Source organism: Rothia sp. SD9660Na, from assembly GCF_030064065.1.
Classification (GTDB): domain Bacteria; phylum Actinomycetota; class Actinomycetes; order Actinomycetales; family Micrococcaceae; genus Rothia.
On the sequence record NZ_CP125946.1, the window covers coordinates 2221724 to 2242616 of the forward strand.

The 20893-nt window shown below is 58.5% G+C and carries 19 protein-coding genes; 3 read left to right on the top strand and 16 right to left on the bottom strand.

The features are described 5' to 3' along the window. Positions 1–9: 9 nt before the first annotated feature. From QM007_RS10350 to QM007_RS10375, 6 genes are all read right to left on the bottom strand, one after another. Positions 10–1146 carry a CPBP family intramembrane glutamic endopeptidase gene (locus tag QM007_RS10350; protein WP_283489884.1) on the bottom strand — a complete coding sequence of 379 codons (1137 nt, stop codon included), beginning with the start codon at positions 1144–1146 and terminating at the stop codon, positions 10–12. 155 nt (positions 1147–1301) lie between these two features. Continuing rightward, positions 1302–1532 (bottom strand): hypothetical protein, encoded by a 231-nt coding sequence (locus QM007_RS10355; RefSeq protein WP_283489885.1) that lies wholly within the window; start codon positions 1530–1532, stop codon positions 1302–1304. Continuing rightward, positions 1522–1956, bottom strand: coding sequence for a hypothetical protein (locus QM007_RS10360; protein WP_283489886.1), 435 nt, complete (start codon positions 1954–1956; stop codon positions 1522–1524). The genes QM007_RS10355 and QM007_RS10360 overlap by 11 nt, the downstream gene beginning before the upstream one ends. 128 nt (positions 1957–2084) lie before the next feature. Then, positions 2085–3362, bottom strand: coding sequence for a glycosyltransferase 87 family protein (locus QM007_RS10365; RefSeq protein WP_283489887.1), 1278 nt, complete (start codon positions 3360–3362; stop codon positions 2085–2087). 6 nt (positions 3363–3368) lie between these two features. Then, positions 3369–3881 (bottom strand): hypothetical protein, encoded by a 513-nt coding sequence (locus QM007_RS10370; protein ID WP_283489888.1) that lies wholly within the window; start codon positions 3879–3881, stop codon positions 3369–3371. 18 nt (positions 3882–3899) lie between these two features. Further along, entirely contained in the window at positions 3900–4403 is a 504-nt protein-coding gene (locus QM007_RS10375) for a DUF456 domain-containing protein (RefSeq protein ID WP_283489889.1), read from the bottom strand. A 62-nt stretch (positions 4404–4465) separates the two neighbouring features. Here QM007_RS10375 and QM007_RS10380 point away from each other — a divergent pair, with 62 nt between their 5' ends. From QM007_RS10380 to QM007_RS10390, 3 genes are all read left to right on the top strand, one after another. After that, a complete protein-coding gene (locus QM007_RS10380; RefSeq protein WP_283489890.1) occupies positions 4466–7297 on the top strand; it encodes a multicopper oxidase domain-containing protein in 2832 nt (943 codons plus the stop codon). A 141-nt stretch (positions 7298–7438) separates the two neighbouring features. Beyond that, on the top strand, positions 7439–8056 hold the full coding sequence (locus tag QM007_RS10385) for a lytic transglycosylase domain-containing protein (protein ID WP_283489891.1): 618 nt from the start codon (positions 7439–7441) through the stop codon (positions 8054–8056). A gap of 55 nt (positions 8057–8111) precedes the next feature. After that, positions 8112–8513 (top strand): cupin domain-containing protein, encoded by a 402-nt coding sequence (locus tag QM007_RS10390; protein ID WP_283489892.1) that lies wholly within the window; start codon positions 8112–8114, stop codon positions 8511–8513. Between the two features lie 112 nt (positions 8514–8625). On the opposite strand, the gene QM007_RS10395 is transcribed toward QM007_RS10390, so the two are convergent. From QM007_RS10395 to speB, 10 genes are all read right to left on the bottom strand, one after another. Beyond that, positions 8626–9792 (bottom strand): cytochrome P450, encoded by a 1167-nt coding sequence (locus tag QM007_RS10395; RefSeq protein ID WP_283489893.1) that lies wholly within the window; start codon positions 9790–9792, stop codon positions 8626–8628. A 274-nt stretch (positions 9793–10066) separates the two neighbouring features. After that, on the bottom strand, positions 10067–11560 hold the full coding sequence (locus QM007_RS10400) for a DUF1846 domain-containing protein (protein WP_283489894.1): 1494 nt from the start codon (positions 11558–11560) through the stop codon (positions 10067–10069). A gap of 77 nt (positions 11561–11637) precedes the next feature. Beyond that, positions 11638–12414: a glycerophosphodiester phosphodiesterase family protein gene (locus QM007_RS10405; protein ID WP_283489895.1), complete on the bottom strand. Its 777-nt coding sequence runs from the start codon at positions 12412–12414 to the stop codon at positions 11638–11640. Positions 12415–12467: 53 nt separating this feature from the next. After that, entirely contained in the window at positions 12468–13922 is a 1455-nt protein-coding gene (locus QM007_RS10410) for a 5-methylcytosine restriction system specificity protein McrC (RefSeq protein WP_283489896.1), read from the bottom strand. A gap of 2 nt (positions 13923–13924) precedes the next feature. Beyond that, positions 13925–15397 carry an McrB family protein gene (locus QM007_RS10415; RefSeq protein WP_283489897.1) on the bottom strand — a complete coding sequence of 491 codons (1473 nt, stop codon included), beginning with the start codon at positions 15395–15397 and terminating at the stop codon, positions 13925–13927. A gap of 5 nt (positions 15398–15402) precedes the next feature. Further along, entirely contained in the window at positions 15403–15693 is a 291-nt protein-coding gene (locus tag QM007_RS10420; protein WP_283489898.1) for a Fic family protein, read from the bottom strand. A gap of 149 nt (positions 15694–15842) precedes the next feature. Next, positions 15843–17315, bottom strand: coding sequence for an ATP-binding protein (locus QM007_RS10425; protein ID WP_283489899.1), 1473 nt, complete (start codon positions 17313–17315; stop codon positions 15843–15845). 138 nt (positions 17316–17453) lie between these two features. Further along, complete coding sequence (locus tag QM007_RS10430; RefSeq protein ID WP_283489900.1) at positions 17454–18215, bottom strand: Fic family protein; 762 nt, start codon at positions 18213–18215, stop codon at positions 17454–17456. Positions 18216–18428: 213 nt separating this feature from the next. Then, positions 18429–19700, bottom strand: coding sequence for an aminotransferase-like domain-containing protein (locus QM007_RS10435; RefSeq protein WP_283489901.1), 1272 nt, complete (start codon positions 19698–19700; stop codon positions 18429–18431). Between the two features lie 2 nt (positions 19701–19702). Beyond that, positions 19703–20722, bottom strand: coding sequence for an agmatinase (speB, locus tag QM007_RS10440; RefSeq protein ID WP_283491028.1), 1020 nt, complete (start codon positions 20720–20722; stop codon positions 19703–19705). Between the last annotated feature and the right edge of the window lie 171 nt (positions 20723–20893).

The following is a 20893-nucleotide window of genomic DNA, read 5'->3' on the forward strand; positions in this document are numbered from 1 at the left end:
GACCACATTTTACCGGACAGGCTGCGGCTCTTCAGGGCGGCTTTCCTTGACCCAGACCAGGGCTGGGCGGGCGCGTTCTAGCCCGCGACGGTTCGCCGCCCAGATAACGACCAGCACGAACAGGCCGTTCGATACCAGTGCCGAGATAAATATGCCCACGGTAGAGCCCTGCTGCAGGAAGGGGTCTGCCATGCCCAGCACACCAAAGCTCATAGCCAGCAGGTTATTCACCACGTGCAGAGCAATAGCCGCTTCAAGCCCACCGGTGCGCCAGGTGATATACCCGGCGGCCAGGCCCATGACCAGCACAGAGAGCTGGCCCCACAGGTCATAGAGGTGCCCCAGCATAAAGAGCGGGGCAGGAATAATAATTGCCCAGACAGGGTGTTTCAGCCAGCGGCCGATAGTCTGCATGAGGTAGCCGCGGAAGACCAGCTCTTCGGCGTAGGCCTGCACCGGCACCACCAGAATGATGGCTACCAGCATGGCGATAAGACCGCCGGTAGGTAGGCTGGTGCTGGGAATATAGCGGGCTCCCACAGCAAGGTCGAAGGCCAGAGGCAGAACCACAACAAGCAGAGCCGCTAGACCACAGCAGGTTGCCAACCAGCCCCAGCGCATACGCCCGGCGACCGAGTGGATCAACCCCCAAGGCTTGGGCCCCAGAATCAGGCGGGCAGCCCAGAGGGCGGGGAACATGAGTGCTACCGACCCAAAGAGGAAGACGAAGGTCGAGGGGCTTCGCAAGGCTTCTTGTTCAAGGGCTTCTGTGCTAGCAGAAAACAAGAGGTAGGTGGGGTCAGAAAGCAGTAAGGGATCAAGGCCCAGCAGGAGCACGAAGAAGAAGGCAACAACCAAGAGTAGAAACAGCACCAGGTAGAGCGGCACCCCGATGACGGCTTCGACCAGGGGCTTCCACCAGGCACCTTTGGGGTCGGCATGCGAGAGCTGGTGGTAGCCCAGCTCCTGCTGTTCCTGTCGGTAGCCGGGTCGCCAGCCGACCGGCGGCAGGGGCACTGGGTTGGGGTGGGGTGCAAGCGGGTGGGGCACCTGCTCCTGCACGTGGGCGGACGCCGGTGCCGCACCCTGCGCTGGATTGTGGGCAGGTGCCTGCCAGGGAATGTATGGGTCATTGGGAGTGCTCATGCCTCTACCCTACAGGGCAGGTTTACAGAGAAAACCGAGGAAGGGTTTTCTTGCACAGGTTTAACGCTCAAGAATTTGAAGCAACCGCTTAAGCGATTCACCCGATGCAGTATCTGAAGATGCTTTCAATGAACCCTGAATTCCTTTTTAGGGCCTCATAAAATATCGGAGATATTAGCACGGCGAGCTCTCACATCAAGTACAACGTCGATATCATTCGTTGCCCGCGCACCAAGATGCTGCCTTTCTTCGAGAAGAAGCCTCGTGAGGCTACCGCCAGTTATTGCCCATCCATCTGGCATGTGGAGGGCAATATCAAAGAGAGCCCACCAGGCTTCCTTTTCGGCCTCGCTAAGGACATGAATTTTAACGGAGTTAATCTCCATTGCTAAGTCCTCGCATTATCTGCTCAAAGAGCTCTCGTGCACGAGTTTGCGAACGAGGGTTAGCATCTTCATAAAGATCGGCGGCAACATGTAGGCGTGAGATGATCTCGGGGATATTCCCTACTCTGAGCCGCACATTATGCTGGGCTTTTGTTGCAGGAGATAGGGAATAGAAAAGTACGATATCTTCTAGCTGTTCCTTAGAGACATAGGCATCAACAAGAGTTCCGTTTATTCCTGCTAGCGGGTTACTAACGCCGGTAAGCTGTGAAGCAAGCTCTTGAGAAAGTTCAGCAATCTCCTGGTGGGAGAGCAAGAAGTACTGCACATCGAGATCTGTTCTACGGGCAAAACCGAGAAAACGGCTAAAACCTTCTACTTTTAGCTGCTGAAGTCTTTGTTTAGCCCGGTGCTTGGATTCCATAATTGTACCGGCACCGGTGTAATTATGGAATACCTCTCCGCTAGGCTCCACTGTCAAAGCGTTAGACCGGCCTACTCCACTATTTCAAGTGCCCCTGCGAAAGCTTGCACGGCACACGGTCCGAGGCGCTAGACAGCCAGCGCCCGCCGGTAGCGCACCGCAACCGCTACCCAAAGCAGCACCGCTGCGGTGAGGCAGATGATGGGGGCAGAGGACGCCGCCAGGGCAGTTCTGCTGAGCTCATCCAGGTTGTGGGTGGCAGGGTCAAGGCGAATGCCGATGCGCATAGGCCCGTATATTAAACCCACGCAGCCAATAACTACTAGGGCACCAACCGCCCAGCGGACAGCCCGAGGGGCTAGGGCGAAGAAGGTGGGGAAGGCATCCAGCCAGAAGGCGGCAATGAGCAGGGGTAGCCAGATGTTGTGGTGGGACCAGGAAATGGGCGACATGGCCATCATCAAGAAGCCGTTGAGGGCTATCTGGGAGAGCACCATGCCGCGGCGGTGCAACACCGGGATCAGGTAGGCGACGCCCACCAGCAAGGCAAGGGTAAGACCGTAGCGCAGGCCCGACAGGAGCGGCCCCTCAACCAGGCCAAGGTGCAGGAGCCAGCCCAGGGTGGAGATGTTGTCGACATAGGCAATGTTGCCCACGCGGGAGGGGTCTGAGATTGCAAAGAACCAGAATTCGCGGGCGGTGGCTGGCATGAAGATGAAACCGGCGGCAACCGTGGCTGCGAAGGTGGCTCCCAGGGTGAGCACGCCCTTGATGTCTCGGCGCATGAGCAGAATCAGGCCGAAGGCCAGCGGGGTGAGCTTGATACCACCGGCGGTACCGATGAGCACGCCGCAGGGCACTCTGGTTGCCGGGCGCAACAGGTCAATGAGCACCAGCAGCAGGATCAGGGCGTTGATCTGAGCCAGTCCAATGCCGCGGTCCCAGGGGCTGAACATGGTGATGCAGGTAGCCAGCACCACGACCAGTGAGCGGCTCCCCAGCAGGGCTTCCCCGGGAACGGTAATACCGCGAGCGCGCGCGTGGTTGAGAATGAGCACCGATACCCACAGGGCTGCAAGCACAGCCAGCAGGGTCATGAGCCCAGCGCCTGCCCACAGGGGTAGGAAGGCGAAGGGGGCGAAGAGCATGACCGCAAAGGGCGGGTAGGTGAAGGGCAGGGTGATGGGTTGCCCGTCCTCGAGGTAGTAGTTGTAGAGGGTTTTGCCGGGGTAGAGGTCGCCGAAGACCACGCCTGCGCCGGTGCGGTAGACCTCGAAGTCTTGGCCGTTAAGGATCATGGAGTGGCGGATGTGCCACTGCATGACCGCTACGAAGAAGATGCCGGTGAGGACCGGCCAGATGGTGTGCCGGGCGGGCAGGCGGGTGGTGAGGCTGAAGAGGGGCACCTGCGGCTACTTTTCGATGGGGGCGGACGCCGCCGTGCCGCTGTCTGTCTGCTGGGCAGGGGCGGGGCCGGTGGCGTCCTGGTCTGCGGTCTTGCGGACGGCGACCAGGTTGGTACCGCGCTTAGTCTTGGCGCGGCCGGGTAGGCGCTTGGTAGGACGCTCCTCGGCAGCTTTCTTGGGCAGGGCGGCAATGCGCAGGGCTAGTTCAATCACGAGCAGGGCCAGCGCTGCGTAGAAGACGTAGTAGGAGGGGTAGAAGTAGTAGAGGCTGGCGCTCCACCCGGCGATGGTGGCCCCCAGGGCAACGACGGCTAGAGCAGCAATGATGATGTGGGCCAGGGGGAAGGCGCCATTGTTCTCAGTGTTGCGCCAGGTGATGTAGATAGCCATGAGCGCAAAGAGCACAGGGAAGAAGATTTGACCCGAGAGGGCCATGGTGTCTTCGGTGTAGCGGAAGATACCGAGGGCCTGGACGGTGGCGGTGGCGGCAAGGAGCAGGGAGGCGGGCAGTGTTTTCACGGGAAACCAGTCTACCGGCTAGGCGGTGATGAAGTAGGTGATGGCGCAGATAGTGAAGATGGTGCCGGCGGTCAGGGCTGCGGCAAGTTCAATGAGGATGCCGATGCCCATCGATTTGAGGGCAGCCAGGGTACTTCCCGCTGAGGTGACGATATCGCCCTGGCTGCGCACGGTTTCGCTAAGCAGCAGGGCTACCGCGAAGCCGACGAAGAGGCCGACGACGGGGATCATGAACATACCGATTACCGCGCCAAGTACGCCCCAGAGAATAGAGCGGTTAGGAATGGCTCGCTGTTTGAGGGTCTTACCGGTGAGCAGGGCCTGGGCTGCCATGCCCGCAATCATGATGGGAAGGCCTAGTCCGAGGAGCCACCAGCCTTCCGGCCCGCGCAGGGTTAGCCCCCAGAGCAGCACGCCGCCGAGCACAGCGAAGGAGCCGGGCAGGATGGGGTAGACGATACCGACAATACCGACGGCAATGAGGACGACGGCGATAAGGGTCATCACGATAGCTAGGGTCATACTGTTCAGTTTACCCAGCTTGCTATAATCAGCATTACACATACAAGTTTTTTGGAGTAGAGATGCCTGAGAAGGACGCCGCACCCCGGTCCGGTTACCGCGAGCAGCTGACCCTGGGGGCGCGTCCGCTCGACGCTCCCGGCGCGCCGGTCACCGACCAGCAGGCCCGCGATATCGCCAGAGGCCGCCGCACCTGGCACCGGAAGGCATCTAAGCCGGTGTCGGTATGGATGTTCGCCCTCTTCATCGTGCTCATGACCCACAGATGGATCCCTGAATCCCTCTGGCTGATGGTTCACATGGTTACCCTGGGTCTGATGACCAACTCGATTCTGGTCTGGTCCCAGCACTTTACCGAGGCCCTGCTCAAGCACAAGCTCCCCGATAGCGCTAGGCCCGTGCAGCTGGCCCGCATCTACACCCTCAACGCCTCAATGGTGGTGCTCATGGTGGGCGTAGTCTTTTCCCTCTACCCGCTGACCGTGCTGGGCTCGGTAGGCGTGGGTGCTACGGTCACCTGGCACGGGGTGGCCCTGTTACAGCAGATACGTTCTGCTCTACCTGCCCGCTTTGGGGTGACGATTCGCTACTATATTGCAGCCTCCTGGCTACTGCCGGTGGGTGCTACTTTTGGTGCCCTGCTGGACTACGACGGCCTAAACGCCAGCTGGCACGGCCGCCTGCTCCTAGCCCACGAGGCAGTGAACGTACTGGGCTTTGTAGGTATCACCGTAGTCGGTACCCTCATGACCCTGTGGCCCACCATGCTACGCACGGTCATGGTACCGGACGCCGTTGCCCGCTCCACCCGCGCCCTGGCAGGGCTGTGCGCAGGACTGGGGCTCACCGTAACCGGCGCCCTTGCAGGTCTTACCTGGCTAGCCGTTGCCGGTCTGCTTCTCTACGCAGCCGCCCTAGCGCTCGTCCTTACCCTGATGGTGCGCACCACCACCGTCAAGAAACCCTCCGACTACGCTACCTTCTCAGTAGCCGCCGGTATGATCTGGCTGACCACCGGCGTCCTCTTCTCCGCCTATCTGGTGGCAACCTCCCCCTTCGACTCCCTGACCCTGCGCCCGGTAACCCCCATCTTCGTTGCGGGCTTCCTCGCCCAAACCCTGCTGGGCGCCATGACCTATCTGCTCCCTGCCCGCATGGGCGGCGGCCCCAAAGCCGTGCGCGCCGCCAACACCGAATTCAACCGCTTCGCCGCAGGCCGCGCCATCATGGTCAACCTCTCCATACTCATCTTCATCCTGCCGGTTTCCCTCACCGGCTCCTGGGTGCGCACCGGCGCCTCCCTGCTCGGCGCCTTCACCCTCTTCGCCTTCATCCCCCTCATGCTGCGCGGGGTACGGGCCTCGGTGAACGTCCGCAAGACCATGATCCAGGCCCGCGCACGCGGTGAAGCCCCCACCCCCGACCCGCAAGCCCTCACCCCCGCACCGCCCCCCCACCTACGCAACGCCCTCTTCGGCGCCCTGGCTGTCGTCATGGTCGTAGCCTTGGGAGTAGCGGTTGACCCGGCGGCCCGCGCCCGACTGACCGCAGGAGCATCCACAACTAGCGCCATCGGCCAGACCACCGCCCTGGCCGTTGAAGCTACCGCCGATATGCGCTTCACCCCCGATACCGTAGAGGTGCCGGCGGGTAACCGCCTGGTCATTGAGGTCACCAACACCGATACCAAGAACGCCCACGACCTCACCTTTGCCAACGGAGCCACCACCGGCCGTATCGACCCCGGGGCTACCAAGACCGTGGACGTCGGCGTCATCACCGGCGACTTAGAGGGCTGGTGCTCGGTGGTTGGGCACCAGGCCATGGGTATGACCTTCACGGTGGTAGCAAGCGGGGCGGACGCAGCCCAGGCAGGCACCAGCGACAGTAGCGGCTCAGCCCATGCCGGGCACAGCGCGAGTAGCTCAACCCTTGCTTCAAGCGATATTGATCTGCAGGGCGATATCTCCGATGACTACCAGACCCACGACGCCGCCCTTGCCCCCGTACCCGAGGGGGAAACCGTGGACGGCCGCACCGTGCACCGCCAGACCCTCGATGTGCAAGAACTCCCCCGCGAAATCGCTCCTGGGGTCACGCTCAACGCCTGGACCTTCAACGGCTCCTACATGGGCCCCACCCTGCGCGGGCGCGTGGGCGATATTTTTGAAATTACACTCGTCAATAATGGCAGCATGGGCCACTCGGTAGACTTCCACGCCGGAACCGTCTCCCCCGACGAGGTCATGCGCACCATCGCCCCCGGCGAATCCCTCACCTACCGTTTTGAGGCCGTGCGCTCAGGTATCTGGCTCTACCACTGCTCCACTATGCCCATGAGCGCCCACCTGGCAGCGGGCATGTTTGGGGCGGTTATTATCGACCCCGCCGACCTGCCCGAGGTAGACCGCGAATACCTGCTGGTGCAGTCCGAGGTGGCACTGACCGAAGCCGCTAACAGCCATAGTTCCACCGCCGAGCCAAGCGAAGGCGTCCTCACCGAGATCTCACCCGAGGGGCTGTCCGCAGGCACCCCTACCCTCACCCTCTTCAACGGGCACGCCACCCAGTACCTGCGCGACCCGCTCACCGCCCGCACGGGCGAGCGCGTGCGCATCTGGGTACTCAACGCCGGGCCCAACGGTGAGCTGAGCTTCCACGTAGTCGGCAGCCAGTTCGACACGGTCTACAAGGAAGGCGGCTACCTGCTACAGGGCGGCGTAGATGCCTTCGGCACTAACGGGGGCGGCGCCCAGGCCCTCGACCTTTCTGCCGCCCAGGGCGGATTCGTTGAGATGGTCTTTGAAGAACCCGGCACCTACACCTTCGTCAACCACAACTTTGCCGCCGCCGAACGCGGGGCCCGCGGGCAGATCACCGTCGCCGGCAGCTAGAGCTGGCTTAAAGTCGCGGACGCCGCCACCAGCGGGCATCTGGCAGTAGCCCCTAGTGCCGGGGTTGGGTGCATCACCCTAGGGCGTGTAGGGCAGGTGAGCGCCTGACGGGTAGGAGGGTTTTCCAGTAGTCTTGAGCTGATGACAAGTGAACGCACCAAGCCCAATCTAGCCCTGCGCATCGGCGCGGGGCTGGTCGCGCACTGGCAAATCGTGGCGTCAGCAGTGCTGATAACAGCCGGTGTCGCGGGGCTTTCTGCCACCTACGAGGACTACTGCGGGCAAACCGACCTGACCTACGCCCCCACCGAGCTGCGGGACGATATTGAAGCTGCCGCCCAAGTTTCTGGCTTCCGGGCAGGACTGCTGGCAGCCCAGCTAGAAACCGAGTCAGGCTGGGTCACTGCCGCCGAATCCCACGCTGGCGCCCACGGCCTGGCACAGTTCACCCAAGACACCTGGGATATCTGGGGCGAGGGTGATATCAACAGCCCCGAAGACTCCATCGCCGCCCAGGGCCGCTACCTAGCCCATCTTTCTGAGCGTCTAGCCCCCTATGTCTCGGCTGAAACTTCACTTCAGGATATTGTGCTGGCAGGCTACAACGCCGGCCCCGGTGCCGTGGAGGAATTTGGTGGTATCCCACCCTATTTTGAGACCCAGAACTACGTGGTCAAAATCGACGAGCTGGCTGCCACCAAATATGCGGTGACCTGCGCACCCGACCCCAGCTTCAAGCAGGCTACCCTGGTGCGCTAGGGAGGCGTAAAATACATAACTGCGAGCCTGATTCACCAAACCCTCAGGAGACCCCATGACCGCTTCATCCCTTCCCTCAGACCAGCTCTTCCCCCAGGGTAAGCCTGCTCCTGCCGGTTCTTTCACCGGCCAGGCCTATATGCACCCGCTGGCACCCAGCAGCCAGCTACAGTCCCTGGCTGTTACCTTCGAGGCCGAAGCCCGCACCAACTGGCATACCCACGATGTTGGGCAGCTCATCGTGGTGACCTCAGGCATCTGCGTCTACCAGCTCGAAGGCCAGGAACCCCAGACCCTCACACCCGGTGAGGCCTTCTTCTTTGAACCGGGCGTCAACCACTGGCACGGAGCCACCAGTGACGGGCCCATGACCCACATCGCTGTCACCCCCTTCAACGAGGAGGGCGAATTCGTTAACTGGGGCGAGCCCGTCGACGAGGCCACCTACACCGGCTAGCACCCCGGGAGTTTCTCCCGTCGTTAAGCGTAAAACCCCGCAGTTAAGTGCGGGGTTAAGTGGACGCTGGAGCGACAGGGCGCCGACACATTGCCGACGCCGCCGCACTCACCTACCTCACGACAACCTTCACCGAGGAATAACCTGCCACCGGGAACTGAGCGTTCACGGTAGACTCCACCGTGATTGACTCCGTCGCTGCAAGCAGCTCTTCAACCAGTACGCGCAGCTCCAACCGAGCTAGAGGGGCCCCGGGGCACACGTGAATTCCCGCGCCATAGGTCAGGTTCCTCGACTGATCACGATCAGGACGGTAGTCCAGGGCGTCCTCAAAAGCGCCCTCATCACGGTTCGCCGACGTCCAGTTGATGGTCACCGGGCATCCGGCAGGAATTGTACGACCGCCGACTTCAACATCTGCAGTTGTTATACGGCGGTTAGCAACGAGGGGATCTTGCAAACGCAAGATCTCTTCCACCGCGTGACCAATATATTCGGGATGCTGCCGCAAGCGGTCAGCCTCACCCTGATTCTCACCCAAAAAGTTTACGATGACTCCCACAATGGCCGAAACCGTCGATAGCTCCCCAACCGTCCAGTTTCGAATAAGAGAGACAATCTCTTCATCCGTCATGACGCGAGGCTTTTGCCCCGGCAACTCCACACGATCGTGCAGGAGCTCGGCGGTGACGTCCTGAAGAGCAGGATTCGCCCGCCGCTCGTCCAGAAGAGCTCGAATATAGCCATCAAATTCTACGGCAACCGAGGCAATCTCAGCCCGGTCACGCTTGAGGGTAGCAGACCGATTCTTGTTCATCCAGGCAATCAGAGCTTCTTCAAGACTCTCTGGCCACCCCATAAAAGCATTTTGCACGCGCATGGCGTAGCGGGTGGCGAACTCCCCCATGATGTCAACCGTCTCACCGCGCGGAATATCGCGGACGAGCTGGTGCACTACCTCACGGATTTGCGGCTCAAAAGCCTGCATACGCTCTGGGGTGAAGTACTTATCGTTGATAGCCCTGAAAGCAGTGTGTTCAGGTGCATCCATTCCGTTGGGGACCGCTATGTGGCGGGTCGACACCCGGTTAGAGAACAGTTCAGGATGTTCAAGGGCATACCGGACATCCTCATTTTTGAAGAGGGTGTAGCCCATAAACTCATCGTGAGCAACAGGGCACCGAGCGCGCATGGAATCGTAGGCCGCGATCTGGTCTTCTTGCACCTCGGGCGAGCGAGAGTTCCAGTCGTAGTGTGATTCGTCAACGTGTTGAGTCATGATTCTCCCCTGACATAACGGTTATTGGTATTAGATATGCAAATTATTGCTGTTTTGAACCTATCAGAAGTCATACAGCGAGCACACCCACCTCGCCCGTCTACTCAAACACACAGGTGCGTGGGCAGGAGCATAAACAGGGGCTTCACAGGGGGCGGGTTTCGAGCACCCCGGGTTCCCTCCGGAGTTAAACGTAAAACCCCGCAGTTAAGTGCGGGGTTTTAAGCTTAAGTGCGGGGTTAAGTGGATCTTGGACCTCAGGACGGCGGGTAGCCTAGCGCTTCTGGTAGAGAGCCTTCTTCTGGAACTTAGGGTCAGAGGTGACCAGCATACCCAGGGAACGGAAGACCCCCTCGTCCACCGAGCCCAAGATGGTGGTGGTGTGGACGTCCGCCCCGCGCAGGTTTTTCAGCTGCTCCAGGGCCTTGCGGGCGTCCTCGTCATGGGCTGCCGAGGTTGAGAGGGCAATCAGCACCTCGTCCGTGTGCAGGCGGGGGTTCTGGCTGCCCAGGTGCAGGGTCTTCAAGCGCTGGATTGGCTCAATCGCCTCATTGGTGAGCAGGTGCTTGGAATCGTCCAGACCAGCTAGGAGCTTGAGAGCGTTCAGCAGGGCGACGGCCGAGCAGCCGAGCAGGTCGGTGGTCTTGCCGGTGACGATAGTGCCGTCGGGCAGCTCAATCGCAGCACCGGGAGCGCCGGTGGTCTCTTCCCGCAGGCGGGCGGGGGTGACGACCGGGCGGTCGGTTGCCTTAATGCCGGCCTTAGCCATGACGACGGCGGCGCGGTCTGACTGGGTAGAATCCAGGCCGCCGCGGGACTCGTCCACCAGGGCCTTGAAGTAGCGGCGGATAATCTCCTGCTCAGAGGCATACCGGCAGGCGGCGTCATCGGTGATGCAGTTACCGGCCATGTTCACACCCATATCGGTGGGCGACTGGTAGGGGGTGGTGCCGGTCATCTTCTGCAGCAGCACCTTGAGCAGCGGGAATGCCTCAACGTCGCGGTTGTAGTTGACGGTAGACTCACCGTAGGCAGTCAGGTGGAAGTGGTCGATAACGTTGGCATCATCGAGGTCAACAGTGGCAGCCTCGTAGGCAAGGTTGACGGGGTGCTCCAGGGGCAGGTTCCAGATGGGGAAAGTCTCGAACTTGGCATAGCCTGCCTTCACACCGCGCTTGTTCTCGTGGTACACCTGCGACAGGGCAGTTGCCAGCTTGCCGGAACCGGGGCCGGGGGCGGTAACAACCACCAGGTCACGGGTGGTTTCGGCGAACTCGTTGCGTCCCAGACCGTCCTCGCTCACAATCAGGTCGGTATTGGTGGGGTAGCCGGGAATGACGCGGTGACGGGAAACTTTCAGGCCCAGGCGTTCTAGGCGCTGCTTGAAAGCAACGGCCTTGGCGTTGTCGTCCTCCATCTGAGTAAGCACCACGTGCTCAACCAGAAAGCCGCGGTCGCGGAAGACATCGACCAGGCGCAGCACGTCGTCCTCGTAGGTGATGCCCAGGTCAGCACGGATTTTGTTGCGTTGCAGGTCTTTGGCGTTGAGACAGATAAGAATTTCTACCTCGTCGCGGATTTGCTCCAACATCGCGATTTTGTTGTCGGGTGTGAAGCCGGGCAGCACACGGGAGGCGTGCATGTCGTCAAAGAGTTTGCCACCCATTTCGAGGTAGAGCTTGCCGCCGATTTCTTCGCGGCGCTCCTGAATGTGTCGAGACTGCATCTCGATGTACTTCTCACGGTCAAAACCAATTTTGTTCACCATGGAATTCAAGCCTATCAAGACCATGGGTGCGAGCGCCCGCGCCCCGACCGCGTGGCGGCGGTGAGGGCGGGCACGCTTTACTTCTCGAGGTGCAGCAGCCGCTCGGGGTAGTCGGTGAAGACGCCGGTGGCACCCCAGTTTTTAAGCTCGTTGGCGCGGGCTGGGCTGTTGACCGTCCAGACGTTGACCTCGTACCCGGCTTCGCGCAGGGCGCGGACGGTCGCGCGGGTTAGGCCCCGGTCTTCCAGGTGGGCGGCGCTGGCGTCAATGAGCTCTAAGACGGAGCGCCAGTCGGGCTGGAACATCTCGGTGACAAAGAGGGCCCCGACCGCATACTGCGGGGCTCGGCGTTTGAATTCGGCCAGGAGCAGATGGTTGAAGGATGAGACAATCACCTCCCGCTCCGGTTGCAGACGGGCTAGCTCTTCGATCACTCTATCGATGAGCAGGCGGGAACGTTCTGCCCCCTGCTCGTTAGATTTCAGTTCGATGTTAAGGTTGAGCCCGCGCTCATTGGCCAGATCAATCAGCTGGGCCAGGGTGGGCACCGCCTCCCCCACCGTGTCGGGCGAAAACCAGGCCCCGGCGTCCGCCCCGGAAAGCTGCTCGGCGGTGTAGCTGTAAAGGGAGCCGGTGAGGTTGGTGGTGCGGTCGAGGTCAGTGTCGTGCAGCAGGACGGGTGTGCCGCAGGCGGCAATGTCAACGTCGGTTTCGACCCAGGTCGCGCCAGAGTCAGCGGCGGCGGTGAAGGCGGCGAGAGTGTTTTCGGGGCGGGTTCCGGACGCCCCCCGGTGAGCAAAAATACGCATGGCACCAGTATGGAACAGGACGGCCAGCAGAAGACACCCCGCCATAGAGCTCTGTACAGGGTTCTTGGGCTGTGTGCAGGGTTTTCCCTGCACAAGCGCTAAGAACCCTGCACAGGTTGGATATGACTCTCAGGACCGGGAAAGGGCAGGGAAAGGACGCCGATGCGGTGACTCAGCGCCTCAAGGTCAAGCCTGCCGCTGGCTGGGCTTCCAGGCTTGGACAAGTAGAACTCACTGTGTAGCGGCTCCTGCCCTGGTTTATGGGGGTAGACCAGGAAGGCGTCAGCGGCTAGACGGTAGGCGTAGGTGGCAAGCTGGTACTGGTCCCCCATCAAAGCGTCATCAATGTTCTTTCCACGGAGCTTCTTGTACTTGGCGTCGTAAACGACGGTTTTGTCACCGTGCTTGAGCACAATATCAGGTTTCTTAGCTTTGGCCGCCGGCGTACCATCAGCCCTGTAATAGAGATGAAGGTTAGACTGTTCTTCCACTTCAGCCTGTGGAATACTTTGCCGCACATAATCCGCAACAATCTTTTCCCAAAGGTCGCTAGAAACCACCTTAAGGTTAGCGATAACACCACCTGCGTAAGTTGGTTCTTCAAACCCTACGCCCAACTGCATGGCCAGAATGGAACGGGCCAAAAGGTAGGCTTTTCTAAGCGGAGAGCCGATGCGGGAAAGCTCTGTAGAACTCAGTCTCCTACCCAAAAGCTCTGCTGAAGTTTTGATTCCTACATCTCGAAGGTGAGCGTCGATCTCCACAGAATAGGCCTGTAGGTACCGGTCTTCTACCTGTCCAGTTACTTGCACCGCAGCACGAATTACCTGCCAGATATGGTTATCGGCAGTGAGTGAATCGAACTCACAGAGCACAGGCACTCGATGGTAGATTTTGCGCTTAATTAGACCCTGGGGCACCATGCGCCCGCGCACAAAGTTCAGTTCATCTTGGGTTTGCAGGAAGACAGGCTTGCGTTGCCTGACAGCCCCTTCGGCCTGCCGCAGAAATTGCCGGTAAAACTGAATTTTCAGTTCAGGAACATCGGGCAAGATAGAGACGCCAGAAGGTGGAAGGTCGATTTTGTCAGCCAGTGGCACGGGGCTCATGCCGTAGGTGTTGATGAGCTCCCAGAGGGTGTTGGCATGGCCCGTATTGAGGACGCCGAGCGGTTCAGTGTTCGGCCGACTTCTGGTTTCTAACCAGAGAGGGTCGGTTGCGCCTTCCTCTTCTTCATCTGCTGATTGTTCTTGAAGTTGTGCTGGTGCAACCCTTGAGAAATGGGAGGCCCAGCTCTCGTCAAGGGCTATGACGTCCATTTCGTAGACAAAGGTATGAAAGGTTTCTGTGCTGATGCCTTCGGGTAGGGTGAAAACCGTATCGTATATACCCTTGTCCCTCCATAGTTTGGGAAGAACATGGATGGTAAGAGTTCTGCACTTCTCCCCTTCTGGAACTTCTCGTTGTAGCACGGTAAGCCCCACCCCATTGCCCAGTTTGCTGGCTTGGAAGTAGCGGAGTGGGGCCTGCCAGGTTTCCTCGTGGTTGCTCATACCTAACCCTGGTATGACTCATCAACGATGTCGGGGCGGGCACCGAGACCAGTACCTCGTGTGATGATTTTTTGGCCGTGTACAGGGCCAATTGCATCGAGGATGGTCTGGCTGATATTGAAGGTAAAGGCAACTTCTTTGAGCTGGTTGAGCAGGGCTTCAGCGATAGCTTCCGCGTCACCGTCCTTGCCGAAGAAATAGGCGTGGCCCAGGCGGGCGTCAGGGCCAACCTGATTGAGCAAAATAGTGTTGGCGTTCTCGTACCAAGATGCAATATCTTCAGGGTAATCTTCACCGTTTTCTTCCATTGCCTCTTGCAGTTCTTCTGCGGTGAAGGGGTGCTGGGTGACCCAGTGGAAGCGGCGGCGCAGGGCCAGGTCAATGGTGCCCACGGAACGGTCGGTGGTGTTCATGGTGCCCAGGACGTGCAGGTTAGTGGGCACTGCCAGCTTGTTATATTCTTTGCCATTCTTGAAGATGGGGGTTTGCAGGCGGACGTATTCACCCGGCATTTCTTGAACAGAGGATTCAAAGAGGGCACCGTCTCTGCCTTCTTCTGCCAGGTCTTTAAACTCTTGGCGTTTGCTCTTTTCAAGGACCAACATGAGGTCACCGAAGACTCGGGCAGTATTAGCACGGTTGATTTCGTCGATGAAGAGCAGGTAAGCGTTATCAGGATCTTGAGCTGCCCTGTTGCACATCTGTACGAAGGTTCCCTCTTGGGTCACAAAATCGCTCTCACCTGCCTGCTTACTGAAGTTAGGGCGGATACCGGAAACGAATTCTTCATATGAAGTGGAGGGGTGGAAGACCACAACTTCAATACGGCTACCGTTGTCGCCGTAGGATTTGCTAGTGCGGAGTTCCTGCATCATATGAGATTTGCCAGAACCAGCGACGCCATCAACAATAATATTCAACTTGCCCTCCAGATCACGTAAAGGACCGTTGATATGAAACGTGCTAGAAATTTCAATTTTTTTTAAAAAATCATCAATCGATTTATTATAAATAGAAAAATGAGTATGATGAAACCAAAGCCTTCCCAGAAAATTATCAAATAGATCATAATAAGAATAAAATATATCCGACAGCCTGAGCAAGTCGTAATTAGCATTCTTCTCAAAATCAATGAGAAAACTGTGACTTTCTAGGTCATACTCTTTAATAACAATATTTCCAACATAAACCCGATTATCCATTGCGGAACTTTCAATCATTAGATTCTGGCGCCCGGAGGAATCATTAGGAACCCAAGAAAAGTCCTCTTCCACTTTAAATTCACTCGTTACAAAAACAGGGATTTCCTCTAACTTATTCTTCCAAAAATGAAAATCATTCAATATGCCTGACTGAAAACCCTCTTCACCTTTTGGAACCAGCAAAAATCTAATACTATGATTATCTTTTGACAATTTAATGTCTTTTAAATTTTCTACATTCTCTATATTTCCAAGAATTAACACACCAAACATTTACACTATCCTTTTCTGAGAATTTCCATCAGCTCCTCGTTCACGAAGAGCTTTTCTCTACCAACCTTTTCTTCCCGCAGAACCCCGACTGAGACAAGCTCTCCCAGGTACTTGGTTGCGGTCTGGCGGGTTACCACATAGCGGTTCCCCACGTCCTTAATGCGGTAGTAGGGCTGTTCAAAGAGAACCACCACTACACTCCGCTCCTGAAGGGCCTGAATCTGCTTAATCTTTGCCAGAGTCTGCGCCGTGGTTTCCCGCATAGCCTCAACCATGTGCAGCGTCCAACAGACCAAGTCATGTGCACAATCTATCGATTTTTTGACGTATAGGCTCTCAAAACCGCTGATATGTCAAAAATTTCGTGATTTTTTCACAGATCCAGGTCACATGTTAAATCTTTTGACGGGTTCCACGTTAGACAGCCACTTCCACCTGCTGAGAACTACCCGACAACACCATAGACAGCCCCGCGCTTCCCAGGAACATGAGAAGAGCTAACGAGCCCAGCGTCCTTGAGCTTACCGAGATTATAGGCAACCTGCCTACGGGTCAGATGAAGCCCCTCCACAATTTCCGCGACGGTTCGACCACCGCCCTGGAGCAGATAGGAGTAAATCTTTTCCTCAGTCTCTGCAAGCCCCAGAAGCGCACCGTCCTGCCGAGGCTCAGGGAGCTGAACAGCTTCGGCCCCATCAGCGCCCATCATTGGACGTCGAATAATCGCAGTAAACTGGAATCCCTTATCTACAAACTCCAGCGGCGGCAGGCCAGCCTCTCGCATGGCCTTTTGAGCCTCAAAAATACCGTTCCCTTCACCCTCAATCACCCTGGAACCATCAGAAATCTGAGCAAGTTTACAAATTTCATAGAGGGCAGAATTAACTGCAGTTTTGTGCCCCGGTTGAGCAAGGTTGGCAGTAGTCACAGCCCATAACCCTCCAGGGTTAGTGATAACAATGCGATTGCGATAAACCCGAATAACAACGTCTTTCGCGTAGGCAGTATCAGCATCAAGGGCACGGTGAACCAGAGCATTCGCCACCAGCTCACGAAGCACAATGAGCGGAATCTCAGGCTGATTTTTCAGCCCTCCCTGACCATCAGAAACCACAGAAAAACGAAGATTTCTTACTAACCATTGCAGAGTTTGCTCCAGCATCTCTACCAAGGGGCCGTCAGCTTCTAACTTGTCTGCATTACGCAAGACCTCATCTTCAACCCACCCAGAAACTTTGAGAGCAGGGTAGAACTGCTGCGGGTAGTTACCCAGGGCATACAAGCCAGCCAGGGTCAGCTGTCGGTGGTCTGCTGTAGTAACGCTTTTGCGAGCAAGCACGATCTTGTCGTCTATCTGACTCAGTCGTTGCGAAGTATGCCGGGCAGCTGAAACAAATTTTTCGGTGTACCGCCTATCGAGGTCTTCAGGGCTCGTGTGAGCAACCGCTTCAAGGTCATGCTGCCTGCGTTCCCGTGCGGCCAGAACACGGGTAATCTCGTAGTCGTCCATGGCGTAGTCGCCGTCGGAATAGCGCATGTAGGCCTTGCCCCGGTAATAGCAGGGGCGGTCAATCAGAGGGAGGGGCGCAACGCTCACGATGAGGACGGCAGCATCACCCACTGTTATGCGATCAAAGGTGGCGTTCCCCTTAGGGGTCAAAGAGTTTCGCAGGGCAGAGGCAATGGACTTTTCAAGTTCATCTATGTCATAGACTCCAACAACGGAGAAGTTCTCTGCTTCATCGATACCGCAGATAAGGGTTCCCCCGTCAGGCATATTGGAGAAGGCACAGAGGGTTTCAGCGATGCTGGTAGGGTAGCCTTCCGTTGCCTTTTTAATTTCGAGGCGGGGTTCTTCGGAACCGTAGGTTCTGAGCCGGTTCAGGGTCTCATTGAGATGTTCTAATGTCCATTCCATATGTACATATATACACACTTATACACATGATGTACATCATTTTGCACATTTCAATGTACATCTCCCCTATCAGTCCGCGCAGACCCCTCAGGCCGTATGCAGCGATAAACCGGCACAGAGCGAATACGACAAGGAGTTCTACCCTTTCACTACGTCACTCTTCAAAATATCCATCAGCCCCTCATTCACAAAGAGCTTTTCCCTACCAATTTTTTCTTCCCGCAGCACCCCGGCTGAGACGAGCTCCCCCAGGTATTTGGTTGCGGTCTGGCGGGTCACCGAGCAGCGGCCCACCACGTCCTTAATACGGCAGTAGGGCTGCTCAAAAAGAAGATCTACTACACCTACCGGCATCTGAGAGCCAATAGATTCTTTTACCTGTTCCTGCAATGCCTGAATCTGCTTAATCTTCTGCAGAGTACTCACCGCCGTTAACCGCATGGCTTCAACCATGTAGAGCGTCCAGTCTTCCCAGGCCCCCTCAGAGGTCACCGCGTTCAAGAGGCGGTAGTAGTCATTCTTCTGGGTAATGATGCTCTGAGAAATATAAAGAATAGGTTCGCTCAAAAGCCCGGAAGATACCAGCATCAGCACGTTCAGAATTCGCCCGGTACGCCCGTTACCGTCGTCGAAAGGATGGATAGCCTCAAACTGGTAATGGGCAAGCTCAACCTTCACCAGTGGGTCAAAACTACCAGCAGAATTCACAAACTCTTCCCAGTTGCGCAGTTTCTCAGAAATCACTCCAGCGCCCTGGGGCGGGGTATAGATACGACGGCGAGTTACCGGGTTACCGATATACACACCGTCCCCGTGTCTGACCCGAGTATCAATATCGCGGATGGTGCTACAAATATCTCGGGCAGTATTAGCAGTGATAATGCCCTGACGTTCCCGCATCGCTTCGAGCCCAGCAAAGAGGGCTTTTTAGTAACGCAGGGCCTCCCGGGTTGCTCCACTGGCCTCTGTTGATATCGTTGCTGCTTTAAAGAGTTCGTCGGTGGCAGATCATTGTAGGGTTCTTGACTCCCACAGACGAATGCGACCTCTTTTTCCGAGCGGATGTTCAAACATCACCCGCTCGGGGAAAAAGGTCGCATTCAACCAAGAGCTCTAGCCCTTCAGAACCTCAGCAAGTCTCCGCACACCCTCGGTCAGGGCGTCCGGCTCAATCGCTGAGAAGGCGATACGTAGCTGGTTAGCGCCGGGGTTCCGCGAAACACCATCTGAACCAACCACCGGCTCATAGAAAGCCGAGCCGGGAATGAAGACCACGCCGGCCTCGATGGCGGGGGCGAGGGCGTCCGTCGCGTCCTCGTACTTACCGCCGGCGGGCAGAGTTAGCCAGGTGAAGAAGCCGCCCTCGGGTACCGTCCAGGTGGTTCCCTCGGGCATGTACTTTTCGCAGGCGTCCAGCACGGCCTTGCAGCGGGCCTCGTAGAGGGCAGCGGTGGCGCGAGTATGAGACTCCCACAGGCCCTCGCTCATGAAACCCAGCACCAGGCGCTGCGACAGCACCGACGGGCAAATCGTCACCGCCTCACCCGCGATCTGCAGGAACTTACGCACACGGAAGGGGGCGACCATCCAGCCCACACGCACACCGGGTGAGAAGACCTTAGAGAAGGAGCCCAGGTAGAGCACGTTCTCAGGGTCCAGAGAATAGAGGGAGCGGCGGCGTTCCCCGGTGAAGGAGAGCTGGCCGTAGGGGTTATCCTCAACGATCAGCACGTCAGCTTCACGGCAGATATGCACCAGCTCGGCGCGGCGCTCGTCCGACAGGGAAATACCGGTGGGGTTCTGGAAGTTAGGGATGGTGTAGAGGAACTTAACCTGCTTACCTTCGGCCCGGATCTCTTCAATGGCCCGGGCGACGGCGGCGGGGTCGAGGCCGTCCGCGTCCAGGGCTACCTGGCGGACGTCCGCCTGGTAGCCCTCAAAGACGCCCAGGGCGCCGGTGTAGGTGGGGCCCTCCGCCAGGATTACGTCGCCGGGGTTGACGAAGAGTTTGGTGGCGAGGTCCAGGCCCATCTGGGAGCCCGCGGTCATCTGAATGTCATCGACCGCCGGGCGGGCACCCTCAGATTCCATGAAGTCGCAGACCAGTTCGGCCAGGGCTTCAAGGCCGGCACCTGAGCCGTACTGCAGGACTTCCAGGCCCTCTTCTTCGATGATGCGGGCGCTCATGGCCCCGAGTCGGTCAAGGGGCAGCAGGTCGAGGTCAGGGTTGCCGCCTGCCAGGGAGATAATGCCGGGGCGCATGGCTACCTCGAAGACATCGCGCACAGCGGACGGGCGGAACCCGGCGGCGCGGTCAGCGAAGTGGCGCATAATGCGGGCTTCGGCAGGGTTAGCTTCAGCTAGTAGGGCTGCAATCTTGCTCATGGTTACTCCTTGCCACCGTAGGTAATATCGGCGACGCCGGACGCCGGTGAGGTCGGCTCAGCACCTACCCCGGCGGCGTGCAGGGAGATGAGTTCGTAGACGGTGTGGGCGGCGGCGATGCCGGTCAGTTCGGCGTGGTCGTAGGCCGGGGACACCTCCACCACCTCGGAGCCCACCAGGTTGAGCCCGCGCAGACCGCGCAGGATTTCCAGCAGCTCACGGGAGGTGATGCCACCAGCTTCGGGGGTACCGGTGCCGGGGGCGTGGGCGGGGTCGAGCACGTCAATGTCGATGGAGACATAGAGGGGCTTATCGCCAATGCGCTCCCGCAGCAGCTCAACGACTTTCTGCACACCCAGGTAGTAGACGTCCGCGCTGGTGACGATGCCAAAGCCGAAGCGGGCGTCGTCCTCAAGGTCTTCGGTGCCGTAGAGGGGGCCGCGGGTGCCTACGTGGCAGAGGGCGTCGGTGTCGAGCAGGTCTTCTTCGAAGGCGCGGCGGAAGGGGGTGCCGTGGGTGTATTCGGCACCGAAGTAGGTATCCCAGGTATCCAGGTGGGCGTCGAAGTGCAGCAGGGCGACTTTGCCGTGCTTCTTGGCCAGGTTGCGCAGGTTGGCGAGCGCTACGGTGTGGTCGCCGCCGATGGTGACCAGGCGGGCGCCGTCCTTGGTCAGTTCGTGGGCTCCTGCCTCAAACATGGCAAGGGCTTCTTCGATGTTGAAGGGGTTGCCGATGATGTCACCGGCGTCGGCCACCTGGGCTTCCTTGAAGGGGGAGATGTTGGCAGCCGGGTTGAAGGGGCGCAGCAGGCGGGAGGATTCGCGCACGTGGTTGGAGCCAAAGCGGGCGCCGGGGCGGTAGGAGACGCCGGAGTCCCAGGGCATACCGGCTACGACGATGTCGGCTTTCTCGACCTGGTCCAGGCGGGGCAGGCGGGCGAAGGTAGCAAGGCCAGCCCAGCGAGGCACTTCGGCGGCGTTGACGGGGCCGACGCGTTCGACGCCGTCGGCTCCGGTGGCGATGACGCGGTTGGGGTCAGCTGAGAAGAAGGCTTGAGTCACGGGTTCTCCTGTGGTTTGCGGGTGCAGGTCTGTCTGTGCGGAACTATCCGGGTGGTGGGGGGTAGGGCGAGCACCGTGTGAGTGCCCACACTTATTCGCTACCACTATAGCGGCAGGACGCGGGGGCGCGGG